General features: G+C 42.4%; 14 protein-coding genes. 7 read left to right on the top strand and 7 right to left on the bottom strand.

What is annotated here, in order from left to right; translation table 11 throughout:
• Window positions 1-9: 9 nt before the first annotated feature.
• The gene (locus ACRWQN_RS17005; protein WP_434939039.1) at window positions 10-798 is read right to left on the bottom strand and encodes a ribonuclease H1 domain-containing protein; all 789 of its coding nucleotides are present in this window, start codon (window positions 796-798) and stop codon (window positions 10-12) included.
• 170 nt (window positions 799-968) lie between these two features.
• On the bottom strand, window positions 969-1,793 hold the full coding sequence (locus tag ACRWQN_RS17010; RefSeq protein ID WP_434939041.1) for a hypothetical protein: 825 nt from the start codon (window positions 1,791-1,793) through the stop codon (window positions 969-971).
• Window positions 1,794-2,091: 298 nt separating this feature from the next.
• On the opposite strand from ACRWQN_RS17010, the gene yjjX reads away from it, so the two are divergent.
• The 7 genes from yjjX (at window position 2,092) to fliB (ending at window position 8,702) form a co-directional block, all read left to right on the top strand.
• Entirely contained in the window at window positions 2,092-2,649 is a 558-nt protein-coding gene (gene yjjX, locus ACRWQN_RS17015) for an inosine/xanthosine triphosphatase (protein WP_434939043.1), read from the top strand.
• Window positions 2,650-2,655: 6 nt separating this feature from the next.
• Entirely contained in the window at window positions 2,656-3,144 is a 489-nt protein-coding gene (locus ACRWQN_RS17020) for a GNAT family N-acetyltransferase (protein WP_434939045.1), read from the top strand.
• A gap of 249 nt (window positions 3,145-3,393) precedes the next feature.
• Window positions 3,394-4,434, top strand: coding sequence for an NADP(H)-dependent aldo-keto reductase (locus ACRWQN_RS17025; protein WP_434927081.1), 1,041 nt, complete (start codon window positions 3,394-3,396; stop codon window positions 4,432-4,434).
• Between the two features lie 156 nt (window positions 4,435-4,590).
• A complete protein-coding gene (locus tag ACRWQN_RS17030) occupies window positions 4,591-5,823 on the top strand; it encodes an aminotransferase class V-fold PLP-dependent enzyme (RefSeq protein WP_434939047.1) in 1,233 nt (410 codons plus the stop codon).
• 8 nt (window positions 5,824-5,831) lie between these two features.
• Window positions 5,832-6,287, top strand: coding sequence for a SufE family protein (locus ACRWQN_RS17035; RefSeq protein ID WP_434939048.1), 456 nt, complete (start codon window positions 5,832-5,834; stop codon window positions 6,285-6,287).
• Window positions 6,288-6,302: 15 nt separating this feature from the next.
• A complete protein-coding gene (locus ACRWQN_RS17040) occupies window positions 6,303-7,463 on the top strand; it encodes a membrane dipeptidase (RefSeq protein ID WP_434939050.1) in 1,161 nt (386 codons plus the stop codon).
• Between the two features lie 60 nt (window positions 7,464-7,523).
• Window positions 7,524-8,702: a flagellin lysine-N-methylase gene (gene fliB / locus ACRWQN_RS17045; protein ID WP_434939051.1), complete on the top strand. Its 1,179-nt coding sequence runs from the start codon at window positions 7,524-7,526 to the stop codon at window positions 8,700-8,702.
• 61 nt (window positions 8,703-8,763) lie between these two features.
• On the opposite strand, the gene cysC is transcribed toward fliB, so the two are convergent.
• From cysC to cobA, 5 genes are all read right to left on the bottom strand, one after another.
• Window positions 8,764-9,387 carry an adenylyl-sulfate kinase gene (gene cysC, locus ACRWQN_RS17050; RefSeq protein WP_226413483.1) on the bottom strand — a complete coding sequence of 208 codons (624 nt, stop codon included), beginning with the start codon at window positions 9,385-9,387 and terminating at the stop codon, window positions 8,764-8,766.
• A 73-nt stretch (window positions 9,388-9,460) separates the two neighbouring features.
• Window positions 9,461-11,185 (bottom strand): SLC13 family permease, encoded by a 1,725-nt coding sequence (locus tag ACRWQN_RS17055; protein ID WP_434939053.1) that lies wholly within the window; start codon window positions 11,183-11,185, stop codon window positions 9,461-9,463.
• Window positions 11,186-11,188: 3 nt separating this feature from the next.
• Complete coding sequence (gene cysN, locus ACRWQN_RS17060; RefSeq protein WP_226413479.1) at window positions 11,189-12,631, bottom strand: sulfate adenylyltransferase subunit CysN; 1,443 nt, start codon at window positions 12,629-12,631, stop codon at window positions 11,189-11,191.
• A 62-nt stretch (window positions 12,632-12,693) separates the two neighbouring features.
• The gene (gene cysD / locus ACRWQN_RS17065) at window positions 12,694-13,602 is read right to left on the bottom strand and encodes a sulfate adenylyltransferase subunit CysD (protein WP_434939055.1); all 909 of its coding nucleotides are present in this window, start codon (window positions 13,600-13,602) and stop codon (window positions 12,694-12,696) included.
• Window positions 13,603-13,660: 58 nt separating this feature from the next.
• On the bottom strand, window positions 13,661-14,482 hold the full coding sequence (gene cobA, locus ACRWQN_RS17070) for a uroporphyrinogen-III C-methyltransferase (protein WP_226413474.1): 822 nt from the start codon (window positions 14,480-14,482) through the stop codon (window positions 13,661-13,663).
• Window positions 14,483-14,665 lie beyond the last annotated feature (183 nt).

Below are 14,665 nucleotides of genomic sequence, written 5' to 3' on the forward strand. Positions count from 1 at the left end.
TACCTAAAATTACCCGGCTCGCATCGCCATTATGGTCGTTAGGTTGATTGGCTCCGGATACTGAACAAAATCCTTTTGTTGCAGATCTACGGCATAGATAGACATTCTGTCGGCCAGTTCATTGCCTTCTATACCAACATGGGCAGCCACATGGACAATATCAATGTGATCTTTATATTGATCATAAAGTGCATGGGCTTGTTTGATCAGATCTAAATTGGCAATCTCGCCGCCTTTGCGGGTCCAGCCTTTGGCTTTCCAGCCGTAGGCCCAATTACTAATACAGTTAATAGAATATTGTGAGTCACTGTAAATACGCACGGTCAAGTTGTCAGCCAGCGCGCTAGCAGCCATTTTGATCGCTTCATGTAGCGCATTTAATTCAGCAGTATTGTTAGTGCCATTAGGGTTAAATAAGCCATACCACAAAGCAGCAAGTTCACCTTTACGATATACAGCAACACCTGAGCCCGCTTTACCTGGATTAGGGTCACAGCCGCCGTCGGTATAAAGCACAACGTCAAACTCACTTAATGCTGTGGGTTGATGCTCGGCTGTTGAGCCAGATTGAGTTTTTGTTGTAGACGATTTAGCCGAGCTGTTTTTAGCCGAGTTGTTTTTAGCCGAAAAGATTGCTTTATTGGCTGACTGGGCAAAAGCCGTTTTTGCTTCTGATTCGCTAGGGAAAGATTTGTACTTAGCCCCCGGAAACTTGTCCACCTGACGCTTTGCTTCGTCCCAGGTGGTATAAATGCCAGGGGTATGACCTTGCCAAACGACGTAAAATTTCTTTGCCATGAGTGGCCTTGATATTTAAAAAAATGATATATCGATCATGCCATGTCAAGCTTATGTCGTCTATCGCTTATGGCTTAGCTTTGCTAACTGAGCTTTGATTAGCTGAGCTTGCACATGTGTCGTTTACTGTTCGCTACTGGCTTAACCAGATAGCGAACTTATCACTAAAACTATAAGCTTACTGGCCCATCAATATGTTGATATTTCACATCACCAGAACCTGCTGTGTGAATAGTTAACCCTTTAGCATATTCAACATCGATACCACCTGAACCATCATTAATGCTCACTAATCCTGCAACATGCTTAATCACCATGCCACCAGATCCATCATTAACATCAAGATTGCCTTTAATATCTGTCACATCTATGCCACCTGAACCGTCTTTAATGGTCAGGTTACCCGCGACATTATTAACATTGATTGAACCAGAGCCGTCTTTAATGGTTAAGTTACCCAATACATTTTTCACATCAAGTGAACCTGAACCATCTTCAATAACAATGTCTTTGCCACCATCAATAACGATACTTCCTGAGCCATCTTTTAAGGCAATATCAGCGTTCATACCTTGAATGTCGATTGAACCAGAACCATCTGTAATATCCATCACCATATGCTGGGGTAACGTTAAGGTGACATCGATATAAGGCGAGTCGACATTAATCCAGTTTGAACTTTGCTCAACTTTAGCCACTAGCCTTGCTTGGTCGCCATCTTTAACTAACTCTAAGGTTACGTCGGCATCATCATCGGCAAAAATTTCTGCGGTTAACTTAATATTTTTAGCATTCTCATCGCCTTTGATCACTAACTTACCCGCACCAGTTTCTGCAACGAGCTTTTGAATGTCAGTGCTGTCCAGGATTAACACTTGCTGTTTTTGATCAAAGTCGCTGGCAATGCTGTAAGAGACATTAAACACGTCGGTATACATTACTAACAAAGCCGCTGCTGCGCCCACTAAGACGACTTTGGTTTTCATTGTGGCCATTTTATTCTTCCTTGTTTTTTATTCATTGGCTTCTTGTTAATTGAAGCCATCATTATGATCACGTTATTAAGTGCTAAAACGCATCACTTATTAGCTTTTGTCATTATTATTCATAGATAAGCAATTCTTACACCAAAATCATAAGACTTTGTTTTATATAATTAACTATATTTAAGTATCAACATCGATACGTTAAAAGCACTAAAAAATATGTCTTTTCACTAACTTCTGATCAAGTATAAACTTCTGCTATCATGGCGGTTATGTCAGTAAAAATACAATAAGAAAAAAGCATCATATGACTCAACAACAGATTGCTATCCTAGTCGGTTCAAATAATCCGGTTAAAATTGCTGCCGCTAAAGATGCGATAAGCCAGTATTTCCCCAAGGCTGATATTAATTGCCAAGGCATGCATGCGCCCTCATTAGTGGCTGAGCAGCCAATGACAGACGCCGAAACCAAATTAGGTGCCATTAATCGTGCTAGATATTGTCAGCAACATGCGATTGAGGCAAATCAGCCTGCGGATTTTTATATTGCAATGGAAGGCGGTGTGGATAAATTTGACCATGGCGCAGCTACGTTTGCTTATATGGCGATAATTCATCAGGATAAACTCAGCATTGGTCGTAGCGCTTTATTACCCTTGCCGCAAAAAGTGTTTAACGCCTTAGAAGCGGGTGAAGAGTTAGGCAATGTAATGGACAGACTGTTTAATACCCACAATGTGAAACAAAAAGGCGGTGCGATTGGCTTATTGACCCAAGGGCTGGCCACACGAGGCAGTATTTATACCCAGGCGATTATTTTAGCCATGGCCCCTATTATTAACCCTGATTTTTTTGCCGAGTAACTTATTATGTCTATTACCGTTCCGATTATCCGTTCATTAACCGTAGATGATAATGCCGCTATTGCAGATGTTATTCGTCAAGTGTCTGCTGAATATGGGCTAACACCCGATAAAGGCTTCAGTGTTGCTGACAAAACCTTAGACACCCTAAGCCAGGTTTACAGTACTGCACGCAGCCAGTATTGGGTTATCGAGTTAGATGGCCACATCATTGGTGGCGCTGGCATTGCCCCATTAGCGGGATACAGTGATATTTGTGAACTGCAAAAAATGTACTTTTTACCGCAAGTACGCGGTAAAGGATTAGCCAAAAAAATATCTCATTTAGCGTTTGAATTTGCTAAAGAACAAGGCTTTAACCAGGTCTATTTAGAAACCACTTCGGTATTAGTTGAAGCCTTAGCGTTATATCAAAAGCTCGGATTTGAGACTGGTAAGCACCTTGGTGAAACCGGCCACGATGCCTGTGAAATCGCTATGCTGAGAAATCTTTAACTTGGTATACCACGGTTAATAAAGCAGTCGCTGGCTTAAAAATGGCTAGCGACTCTTGATTAGCCTTTATTGTTCATTGTGTTAATGTCTATTTTTAACCTTTTCATTCCCCTAAATAATCCCAAATAATGAAAACATTAAAGATTGCGCTGGTTTTTTAAGCAATACATTTACTGATGATTCAATAACCTTTGCAATCTGCCCAAAGCTTGATAGCTTAAAGTATAGGGTTTCCATCAGGAGGATGATATGGAATATCGGCGTCTTGGGCATTCAAGCCTAGAAGTAAGTAATATCTGTTTAGGTACCATGACATGGGGTGAGCAGAATAATCAGTCTGAAGCATTCGAACAATTAGATTATGCCATCGGCCAAGGGATCAATTTTATTGATACTGCGGAAATGTATCCCGTACCGCCAACGGCAGAAACACAAGGTGAAACCGAACGAATACTGGGCCGCTATTTAAAGGCCCAAGGTAATCGTGATGAATTAGTAATTGCCACAAAAGTCGCTGCACCTGGGCTAAAAGGTGATTATATTCGGCCTAAAATGGCACTAGATTGGCGTAACATTCACCAAGCGGTTGATGACTCCTTGTCACGTTTACAAATCGATACCATAGATTTATACCAAGTCCACTGGCCAGACCGAAATACCAACTTCTTCGGTGAAATGATTTATACCCATGATGAAGATGAGCGTTACACCCCCATTTTAGAAACCCTTGAAGCCCTAGCCGAAGTGGTAAAACAAGGAAAAGTGCGTTATATCGGCATTTCTAATGAAACCCCTTGGGGCTTTATGCAGTATCTGCGCTTAGCCGAAAAGCACGATTTACCCCGTATTGTGAGCATTCAAAACCCGTATAACTTGCTAAACCGCAGCTTTGAAGTTGGCATGTCTGAAATAAGCTTACGTGAAAACGTGCCCTTATTGCCCTACTCTCCGTTAGCCTTTGGCGCGTTAACCGGTAAGTATGAAAATGACCAGTGGCCAGCAGGCGCCAGGTTAACGATACACAAACGTTTTGCGCGCTATAACAGTACACCAATGGCTTTACAGGCAACCCAGGCTTATGTTGATCTAGCCCGAGAGTTTGGCTTAAGTCCGGCTCAAATGGCTTTGGCTTTTGTTAATTCTCGCCAGTTTGTCGCCTCCAACATCATAGGTGCGACTAACTTGCATCAACTCAAAGAGAATATCGACAGCCATAAAGTCATATTGTCTGATGAACTACATAGTCGATTAAATGAATTAACCGCGCTTTACCGTTTTCCTTGTCCTTAAACTATGACTAAGTGTTAAGCCATAATTTAGGTTTAGGTTTAGGTTTAGGTTTAGGTTTAGGTTTAGGTTTAGGTTTAGGTTTAGAGTCAGGTTAACCTTGCAATAGGCATCAATATCATTGAAGATCTTGATGCCTTTTTTATGAGTGTTAAGTGAATGACCGACAGCAAATTTGATCATCAAGCCATACGCAGCCAGTTTCCGATCTTAGATATGCAGCTAGGCGATAATCCGCTTTGCTATTTAGATACCGCGGCAACCAGTCAAAAACCGCAATGTGTGCTTGATGCGATGAATGAGTACTATGTGCAAAATAATGCCAACGTGCACCGCGCTGCGCATCAATTAGCGGCCAGAGCCACCCAAAAATATGAAAACGTGCGCATGCAAGTGCAGCACTTTATTCATGCGGCCACCAGTCAACAAATCATCTTTACCCACGGCACGACAGAATCAATCAATATGGTCGCCCACGGACTCACCGAACAGTTTAAACAAGGTGATGTGATTTTAGTTGATGGCGCAGCGCATCATGCCAATATTGTTCCCTGGCAAGCATTAGCCCAGCGAACTGGTGCAAAGGTTATCCCTATTCCATTAGATAGCAATGGCCGAATCGATCTCACCGCTTACGATGATTTATTAACTCAACTGCCTAAATTAGTCGCTTTATCCCATGTCACTAATGCACTTGGCACACTACATCCGGTCAACGAGATGGTTGCCAAGGCTAACAAAGTCGGCGCACTAACCTTAATTGATGGCGCACAAGCTGTGGCCCATTTAGACATAGATGTAAAATCAATAGGTTGTGATTACTATGTGTTTTCAGGCCATAAAATGTATGGTCCGACTGGGGTTGGCATTTTATATGGCAAGCTTAATGCGCTAGAAATGCTAACACCTATGCTAACCGGCGGCGAAATGATCAAAACGGTCAGTTTTGATGGAACAAGCTATGGCGAGTTACCGAATAGATTAGAGGCTGGGACTCCAGCAATAGCGGAAGTGATCGGCTTAGGCGCAGCAATCAGCTTTTTATCTAACTTACCTAAAATACAAATTCGTCAACACGAACTGCATTTAATTCAATATCTTCAGCAACAGTTAAGCCAATTGGGCGATATTAGCGTATATGGTGTAACAACTGACAATAACAATATTGGCGCAGTGGCGTTTAATTTGGCTGATGAGCACCATCAGGATGTCGGCATTTTATTAGATCAGCAGGGCGTGGCTATCCGTGGCGGCCATCATTGTGCTATGCCGTTAATGCAAAGCTTGCAGATTAAAGGTTGCTGTCGAGCCTCAATCGGGGTGTACAGCAATCAGCAAGATGTTGATCGCTTTATTAGCGCACTGACTGAAGTAAAATCGATTCTATTGTAAGGTCAAATATGAGTCTTAACACCATAGCTAAACCAGCTTCAACTTTGTTTTTGCCTTTGTCTGACGACCTGTTAACCGGCGCTAAGTTGATAGAACAGGCCAGTAATTGGCAAGAAAAATACCGCCAAATTATGCTATTAGGTAAAAAACTGCCAAGCTTAGCGGATGAGTTTCGTCTTGAAAGTGCACAAGTTAAAGGCTGTGAAAGCCAGGCATGGCTATACCACCAACACATTAATGACCAACATTTTTACCTAGCCGACAGTGATGCGCGTATAGTCAAAGGACTTATTGGATTATTGCTGGTGGCTACACAAGGGCAAACTAGCAGCCAAATAGCGCAATTAGATGTCAGTGCTTACTTCGAAAATTTAGGGCTAAACGGACAGTTAAGCCCATCGCGTACCAATGGTTTGCATGCACTAGCACACGCCATTAAACACTACGCAAACGAGAAAAATTAAAAGGATACATCGTTAATGTCACATGACTTGCTCTCCCGCCGTAAATTACTTAAAGGCCTTGGCGCAGCAGCGTTATGTAGTCCATTTATAAGCCAACAAGCGTGGGCAGCACGCTCACAACCTTTGTACATTGATGGTTTATCATTTTTGCCCGACGATATTAACGATGTTAAAGCTTCTAAGTTGAGCGCCTTTATCGCCGACATATCAGACATTGAAGCCATCAAACAGGCTGACGGCACCACCAATTACAAGCGCAGTTACAATGCGTGTATCAAAAGCATTAAAGCAGCGAAAGCTGTGGTCGATGCCAACCCTGACGTATATCTACAGGGGCAAACAGGCCTTGATATTGCTAGAGCATATGACGCTGAACGTACCGCTGTATTTTTCCAAATTCAAGGCGCTGATTGTGTCGAAGATGACAGCAGCGACACCAATTGGCAGCAACTAGAAGAATTTAAACAACAGGGCTTACGGGTTTTACAGCTCACCCATCATTACGGTAACCGCTTTGCTGGCGGTGCATTGGATAACAATGGTAAAACAGGGTTAAATTTACCCTTAACTCCTGCAGGCCACGAGCTGATTGAGGCCATTAACCATCGCCATATGTTAATTGATGTTAGCCATTCCAGTGCACAAACCGCGCTTGATACCGCCAAAGCCAGTAAAAGCCCAATAGTGCAAAGCCATGGCGCGGTAAGACATATAGTTAATCATGCCCGTTGCTCCCCCGATGAGGTTATTCGCGCCATTGCCGACACCGGCGGCGTATTCGGTATTTTTATGATGAGCTTTTGGCTAACCAATAAACCGACTCCAACAATTAGCGATTACATTAAACAAATTGATCATGTGGTCAGAATTGCCGGTGTAGACAGCGTCGCCATTGCCAACGACTATCCATTACGGGGTCAGGAAAATTTATTAAAGCTTAATAATAACAATGCTGAAGGCGTAAAAGAGTACTTAGATTGGTGGCACAGTTTACGGGCTAAAAATGTATTAGGTTTTGATGTAGAACCCAAGCATGTAGTTATCCCCGAATTGAACAATATCGATCGTATGAGTCTGATTGATGACGCGCTGAAAAAAGCGCGCTTTAAATCATCCGATCGCGATCGCATCATGGGCGGAAATTGGCAAAGGGTATTAAAACAGGTGTTGATTTAACACGTGATCTAAGCATAAATAAGTCATTACAGTTTGAGATAACTTATCAAAGGGATTTACATGGCAAACCTGACAATTAAACCTAATTATGTGGATTTATTTAGTTGTATAGGGCCTAAATGTGCAGACAGTTGCTGCAATGACTGGAAGATAATATTTGATAAACAAAGCTATAAAAAAACCATTAAGCATAAATATTTAGCAGATCTGGCTAAATTTGCTTTACGCGAAACCAAAGAAAGCGACAGCTCATGGGCGGTTGTCAAATTAGATGATAATGGCGCTTGCCCTTTTCTAGACCCACAAAAACTATGTAACATTCATGCAAAAGCTGGTGAACAAGCCTTAAGTTATACCTGTAAAACCTACCCCAAAAATGAGCAATTAATTGGCCAAGATAACTATCAAAGCTTATTTTTATCTTGCCCAGAAGTTGCTCGAATAGTGTTATTTGACGACAATGCTTTTCAATTTTCCGCTAATGAAAACGGCAGTAAAGCAGCGCTAATGCCTAGCCAGCCCTGGTTAGAAAAATCCTATGAATACAGTCTAGATTTATTGTTAAATTCAGGCCTAAGCTGGCAAGAATCATTTTTAGCCATTGGATTACTACTCAAAACCAGTAATGAAGTTCGCCTAGATAAGGCTAATATTGAACAATTAAGCGTGCGTTACAATCAGCTGCTGAATATGGCTCAAATGGGCATGATTACAGAGCAATTTAACAATATCCCTTATACTCCTTTGCCTCAAAAACACACTTTTGTGGCAATTCATGATGCGCTGTGTAAAACCCATTCTAGAAGTACACGGGCTCGATTTGAGTCGATTAACAATGCGATTGCAGCTTTGTGTAATGAACAAAATGATTATTCAATCGATAAGATTAATGAGATATGGAATACCGAAGTCACAACTAAGCTGACAGAACACGCGGAACTATTTACCAAATTTATTCTGTATTCCATGTTCCACGATCATTTCCCGATGCATGAAGATCATGACCCGGAACAAGTTTTACAACAGCTTATTATTGATTGTTTTATGATCCGTTGTTATTTAACCGCGGTATACCACGCAGAAAATGGGCTAACAGAAGAAAATATTGTCAAATGCTTTCAAGTTTATCATGTGGTGCGCCAGCATAAACCCAAGTTTATTGAACGGATTAAAAACATCTTAAGTGAATACGGATTAACCTCTTTACCCGCAGCAATCAGCTTACTTAAAACACAGTAACCTGCACCACAGTCGATGTGAATAAACCACACCGACTGTGATTAAATCCAATCTGTTACGATTAAATGCCTAAACCTGCCATCATTTTTTCGCCATCTACCACTTGCAGTGCGCTTAAGTAATCAACTAAGGCTTGTACTTGAGTGGCCAGATCACCTTTACTGGTGTCTATGGTGAGTTCTGCTGACTCAGGGTTTTCATAAGGTGATGATATACCTGTAAAGTTGGCTATTTCACCTTTGCGAGCTTTGGCATATAAACCTTTAGGATCGCGCGACTCACACACACTTAAGGGTGTTGAAACATGCACCTCAATAAATTTGCCTTCAGGGAATAAACTCCTTACTCGTTCACGCTCGGCACGGGTAGGTGAAATAAATGCCGACAGCACCACCAAACCGGCATCGACCATTAACTTAGCTACTTCACCGACGCGGCGTAAATTTTCATCGCGATCATCGAGGCTAAAGCCTAAGTCTTTGCATAAACCATGGCGTACATTATCACCGTCAAGCAAGTAAGTATGAAAACCTGCGTTAAATAGTGCATGTTCTAATGCCCCCGCTAGGGTCGACTTCCCTGAACCCGATAAGCCAGTAAACCATAATAACACTGGGTTTTGATTCTTTTGACGCCCACGGGCAGCTTGATCTATTTCATGCTGATGCCAAACAATATCAGTCATAACAACTCCTTTTATGCCGTACGTTCAAACGGCATATAAAAACTAAAATTCAATACTACAAATGACTCATTCATTAGAACGGGAAAAAATATGGCACTGCAAAAATAACGGTCAGTGAATACACCACTGACAAAGGTAATCCTACTCGTACAAAATCAGATAACTTATAATTACCCGCGTTATAGACCATCAAATTGGTTTGATAACCGTAAGGCGAAATAAAGCTAGCACTGGCACCAAAAACGACCGCCATAATAAATGGACGAGGGTCGACACCGTAACTGGTAGCTACCGCATAGGCGACTGGGAATGCCAGCGCTGCTGCAGCATTATTGGTGATCAATTCAGTCACAATGAGAGTAATAAAAAATACCCCAACAAACGCCGCAAACACCCCATAACCATCAAAGACACTGATAACGCCATCGGCTAAATTTTTAGCTAAGCCGGTATCAATCATTAGCGTAGCCAAACACAAGGCACTACCAACAATGATGACTAATTCAAGTGGAAAACGACGCTTTAATTCCGACAAACTCACCGCACCAATGGCAAAGTAGCTCAGCAATAAAACCACTAACCCTTTTGCTAAAGGTACCAGTTCAGTTACGCTGGCTAAAATGGTCAGTACAAAGCCTAAAATCACCCAGTTACTGCGTTTATCATCTAATCGAACATTCAAATCTAAACCACTAATGGCTGCAAAGTCGGTACTTAAATTTGGACTATTGGAGAATCTGTCTCCAGGAGTAATTAATAACACATCCCCTGGTTGAAGAACGATATCACCTAAGCCACCTTTAAGTGGAGCGTGACCTCGGCGAATTGCCATCACAGCCGAATCATAAATTTCACGAAAACGCGCATCTTTAAGTGTGGTACCGACCAATTTAGACGACGGCCCTAATACTGCCTCAACAAGGTTTTGACCTTTAGCATGCTGCTTACCAAACCATTCCAGCCCATCAAATTGATGCAATAGCTCAACGGACTCAACTGCACCACTAAAGCGCAGCATATCTCCCGCTTGAATAACCATATTAGGTGGCACGGGACAAATACGAATACCACTGCGTTCAAGTTCAACCAGGTAAAGCTTTTTTAGTGCACGTAGACGGTTATCGACCACGCTATGCCCTACCAGTTTAGAATGCTTAGCCACATGCGCTTCGAGTAGATAAGGCAATGCTTCATCAAGGTTTTCTTCACGGCGATCAGGTAAGGTATTTGCCAGTAACATCAATACCGCTAAACCAGTAATTACCACCAAAATACCGACTTGGCTGAACTCAAAAAAACCTAGGGGCTCAAGCCCAGCATTTTCAACAAACGAGTTAACAATTAGGTTGGTTGAGGTACCAATTAAGGTTAATGTACCGCCTAAAATGGCGGCATAGTTTAATGGCAGTAATAGTTTAGATGGCGCATGGGCTTGATTACGTCTAACAACGCCAATTAACGATGCCACTACGGCAGTGTTATTGGTAAATGAAGACAGTAATGCGGTAGATAAGCCCATTTTCGCTAGCGTACTAAATAAGCTACCTTTACCAATCACCTGACTTAACTTACCGATCAGCCAGGTTTTTTCTAATGCTGTAGCGGCTAACACCAACAACACTAATACAATTAAGCCATTATTTGTAAAGCTCATTAGTGCTTGGTTAAGCTCCACCAAGCCTAATAAGTAGGCGCTTAATAGCGCCATAAAAAACATTGTGGCAGGTTTGGCGGCTCCTGCTATCAGGCCGCCTACCATTGCTAACAATATGATCGCTAACAACCACATTTCATTCATAGATTATTTTCCAAGCAAACTGATGTCGCGGGCATTCCAGTGTGGAAAATGTTTGCGTACCAAGGTATTAAACTCAAGTTCAAACGCGCTGAACTCAGTATTCACTTGTTTCTCACCTTGATAACCGTCAACCACCATCACTGCTGCAACTGTGGCATTTGATAAGCGATCAATTAAGATCATTCCGCCGGTATCACGCACTAAACTATAGGCATCTAATACGACGGTTTCGGTTAAATCTAACTTCACGCGTGCAATAGTGTTTAAGCTTAATGACGTTGCCGCGCTGCGCTCTAGGGTATTAACGTCAACGACATATTCAATTTCACTGACTACCGCTTGGGTCTTCTTGCCTGCCACTTTTACATCGTAAAGTTGGCCAATCTGTAATGGCTTTTCATCCATCCACACAAGGTCGGCGACAATATGGTTCGCTAGGCTTGGCGCGCTGTCTGGTTTAGCGAGTAAATCTCCGCGAGAAATATCGATTTCATCTTCTAGAGTGATTGTGACCGCTTGTCCAGCAACCGCTTCAACCAAGTCACCGTCAAAAGTCACAATACGTTCTATTTTGCTGCGCTTGTTAGATGGCAGTGCGACAATTTCATCACCCACTTTTAAAATGCCCGATGATAAGGTTCCTGAGAAACCACGGAAATCAAGGTTAGGACGCAGTACATATTGCACAGGGAAACGTGCTGGTAATTCACTCAATTCACGTTGGGTGTCAATGGTTTCAAGTAGCTCTAGCAATGTGCCACCTTGATACCAATCACATTGGGTACTACGGTTAACAACGTTGTCGCCATTTAAGGCAGATAACGGCACATAGTGAATGTCTAAATCACCAAAATCACTGACAAACTTAGCGAAGTCAGCTTGAATATTATTGAAAACCGTTTGATCAAAACCGACTAAATCCATCTTATTGACCGCCACAACAAAGTGACGAATACCCAATAATGATGCGATAAAAGCGTGGCGTTTAGTTTGAGTTTGCACGCCATAACGCGCATCCACTAAAATAACCGCTAAGTCACAGGTAGAAGCACCTGTTGCCATGTTGCGGGTATATTGCTCATGCCCTGGCGTATCAGAAATAATGAACTTACGTTTTTCACTAGAGAAATAACGGTAAGCCACATCAATGGTAATACCTTGCTCACGCTCAGCCTGTAAACCGTCAACCAGTAATGCTAGGTCGATAGCCTCACCTGTGGTGCCCATTTTGGCGCTGTCATTTTTTAAAGTCGCTAATTGATCTTCATAAATTTGCGCGCTGTCGTGCAACAAACGGCCAATAAGAGTACTTTTTCCATCATCAACACTGCCACAGGTTAAAAAGCGTAAAAGACCTTTGTTTTGCTGAAGGGCTAAATACTGTTTTACGCCGTGCTCTAAAATTTCAGCGGCCATGCGTGTTGTGTTGTTTTCTGCTTGATTCATATTCTTTCTCACTCAATTTGAGTTTATCAATCTGATGTCTAAAACCATTTCCAATACTGGACTTAGAAGTAACCTTGACGCTTCTTATGTTCCATTGATGCGCTTTGGTCTGAGTCAATCAGTCTACCCTGGCGTTCACTTGAGCGAGTGAGTAGCATTTCTTCAATAATTTTTTCTAACGTATCGGCATCAGAAGGCATTGCAGCGGTTAATGGATAACACCCTAATGTTCTGAAGCGGACTCGCTCTGTGGTAACTGCTTCACCAGCATCTAACGGCATGCGGTCATCATCTTTCATGATTAGCTGGCCGCCTTTGTTCACTACTGGACGATCTGCAGCGAAATACAAAGGGACGATTTCAATATTTTCCTGGTAGATATATTGCCAAATGTCTAGCTCTGTCCAGTTTGATAAAGGGAAAACACGAATACTTTCACCCTTGTTAACTGCGCCGTTATAGGTGCGCCATAACTCTGGGCGCTGACTTTTTGGGTCCCAGCGGTGATGCTTATCACGGAATGAATAGACACGCTCTTTTGCACGTGATTTTTCTTCATCGCGACGAGCGCCACCAAATGCCGCATCAAAGCCATATTTATTTAGGGCTTGCTTGAGGGCTTGGGTTTTCATTATGTCAGTGTGCTTAGCACTACCATGAGTGTAAGGACCAACGCCTTGATCTACCCCTTCCTGATTGGTATGGGTGATCAGATCTAAGCCAAATGCTTTGGCCTGACTATCACGAAACTCAATCATTTCTTTAAATTTCCAACCCGTATCAATATGCATCAGTGGGAAAGGAATTTTGCCTGGGTAAAAGGCTTTACGCGCCAAATGCAGCATCACAGATGAGTCTTTACCAATCGAATACATCATGACAGGGTTGTCAAATTCAGCGGCCACTTCACGAATGATCTGAATGCTTTCAGCTTCCAGTTGTTGTAAATGGCTTAATGTGCGACTTGCCATAATTCTTCTCCATTAACTTTGAGTTACTGCTGCTGCAGCAAAATTTAAACTATTTTAATTACAGTTTTTTAACTGTAATGTTTGAATATTCATGTTGTTGCTGTTCAGTAGCAGGGACAAACCAATTTAAGCTGTCAGCTAACTGAACCACTTCGCCAATTATCATTAACGCAGGCATTTCAAGCGCGGGGTCAGCTGCTAGCTGGCCTAATTCACCTAAGGTGCCAAAAAAACGCTGTTGAGCTGAGGTGGTCGCTTTGGAGACGATAGCCACAGGCGTATCGGCACTGCGCCCTGCGTTAATCAGCCCATCACTAATAATGCTGGCATTCAATATGCCCATGTAAACTACAAGCGTATTGTTTGGGTTTGCATAGCCTTGCCAGTCCATAGGACGGCTCGCTAATTGGCAATGGCCGGTAATAAAAGTCACACCTTGGGCGTGATCTCGATGCGTTAGCGGAATGCCGGCATATGCCGACGTGCCACTGGCAGCCGTAATACCCGGAACCACTTCAAACTCAACGCCAGCTTTCACTAAGGTTTCTAGCTCTTCACCGCCACGTCCAAAAATAAACGGGTCGCCGCCTTTTAAGCGGACAACATTTTTACGGGTATAGGCTTTAGTTACGAGCAACTGGTTAATTTCATCCTGATTAGCACTATGCTTACCAGCACGTTTTCCCACCGCGATTTTCTCTGCGCCATGGGGAATTAAATCTTGGATATCTTGGCTAACAAGTGCGTCATACAAAACCACATCTGCGTGCTTTATAATACGATAAGCTTTGAGGGTTAATAGCTCTATGTCGCCTGGGCCTGCGCCCACCAGCCACACCTTGCCTTTAGCCTGCTGACCAGGCATTGATACTAACTCCATTACACTTACCCCGTATTCTTTGATGGCATCAAATATAACGGTTTATATATTCCAGATATAATAGTAAATAGTTAGTTTTTATTCCATTTAGCTATAAGGAGGCGAGACTTTTTACTCGATATCAATCAAAAAATAAAATTTCACATGATTTCACTCAAGAATTGCGCTTACAATGCCATTACA

Source organism: Shewanella sp. HL-SH8 (genome assembly GCF_051165765.1).
GTDB lineage: Bacteria > Pseudomonadota > Gammaproteobacteria > Enterobacterales > Shewanellaceae > Shewanella > Shewanella glacialimarina.

Excerpts from the sequence above, each read along its gene's own strand:
- ACRWQN_RS17020 (WP_434939045.1), top strand. The coding sequence starts at position 2,656 with ATGTCTATTACCGTTCCGATTATCCGTTCATTAACCGTAGATGATAAT.
- ACRWQN_RS17030 (WP_434939047.1), top strand. The coding sequence starts at position 4,591 with ATGACCGACAGCAAATTTGATCATCAAGCCATACGCAGCCAGTTTCCG.
- cysD (WP_434939055.1), bottom strand. The coding sequence starts at position 13,602 with ATGGCAAGTCGCACATTAAGCCATTTACAACAACTGGAAGCTGAAAGC.
- ACRWQN_RS17010 (WP_434939041.1), bottom strand. The coding sequence starts at position 1,793 with ATGGCCACAATGAAAACCAAAGTCGTCTTAGTGGGCGCAGCAGCGGCT.
- cysC (WP_226413483.1), bottom strand. The coding sequence starts at position 9,387 with ATGACTGATATTGTTTGGCATCAGCATGAAATAGATCAAGCTGCCCGT.
- cobA (WP_226413474.1), bottom strand. The coding sequence starts at position 14,482 with ATGGAGTTAGTATCAATGCCTGGTCAGCAGGCTAAAGGCAAGGTGTGG.
- ACRWQN_RS17040 (WP_434939050.1), top strand. The coding sequence starts at position 6,303 with ATGTCACATGACTTGCTCTCCCGCCGTAAATTACTTAAAGGCCTTGGC.
- fliB (WP_434939051.1), top strand. The coding sequence starts at position 7,524 with ATGGCAAACCTGACAATTAAACCTAATTATGTGGATTTATTTAGTTGT.
- ACRWQN_RS17025 (WP_434927081.1), top strand. The coding sequence starts at position 3,394 with ATGGAATATCGGCGTCTTGGGCATTCAAGCCTAGAAGTAAGTAATATC.
- ACRWQN_RS17055 (WP_434939053.1), bottom strand. The coding sequence starts at position 11,185 with ATGAATGAAATGTGGTTGTTAGCGATCATATTGTTAGCAATGGTAGGC.
- ACRWQN_RS17035 (WP_434939048.1), top strand. The coding sequence starts at position 5,832 with ATGAGTCTTAACACCATAGCTAAACCAGCTTCAACTTTGTTTTTGCCT.
- yjjX (WP_434939043.1), top strand. The coding sequence starts at position 2,092 with ATGACTCAACAACAGATTGCTATCCTAGTCGGTTCAAATAATCCGGTT.
- cysN (WP_226413479.1), bottom strand. The coding sequence starts at position 12,631 with ATGAATCAAGCAGAAAACAACACAACACGCATGGCCGCTGAAATTTTA.
- ACRWQN_RS17005 (WP_434939039.1), bottom strand. The coding sequence starts at position 798 with ATGGCAAAGAAATTTTACGTCGTTTGGCAAGGTCATACCCCTGGCATT.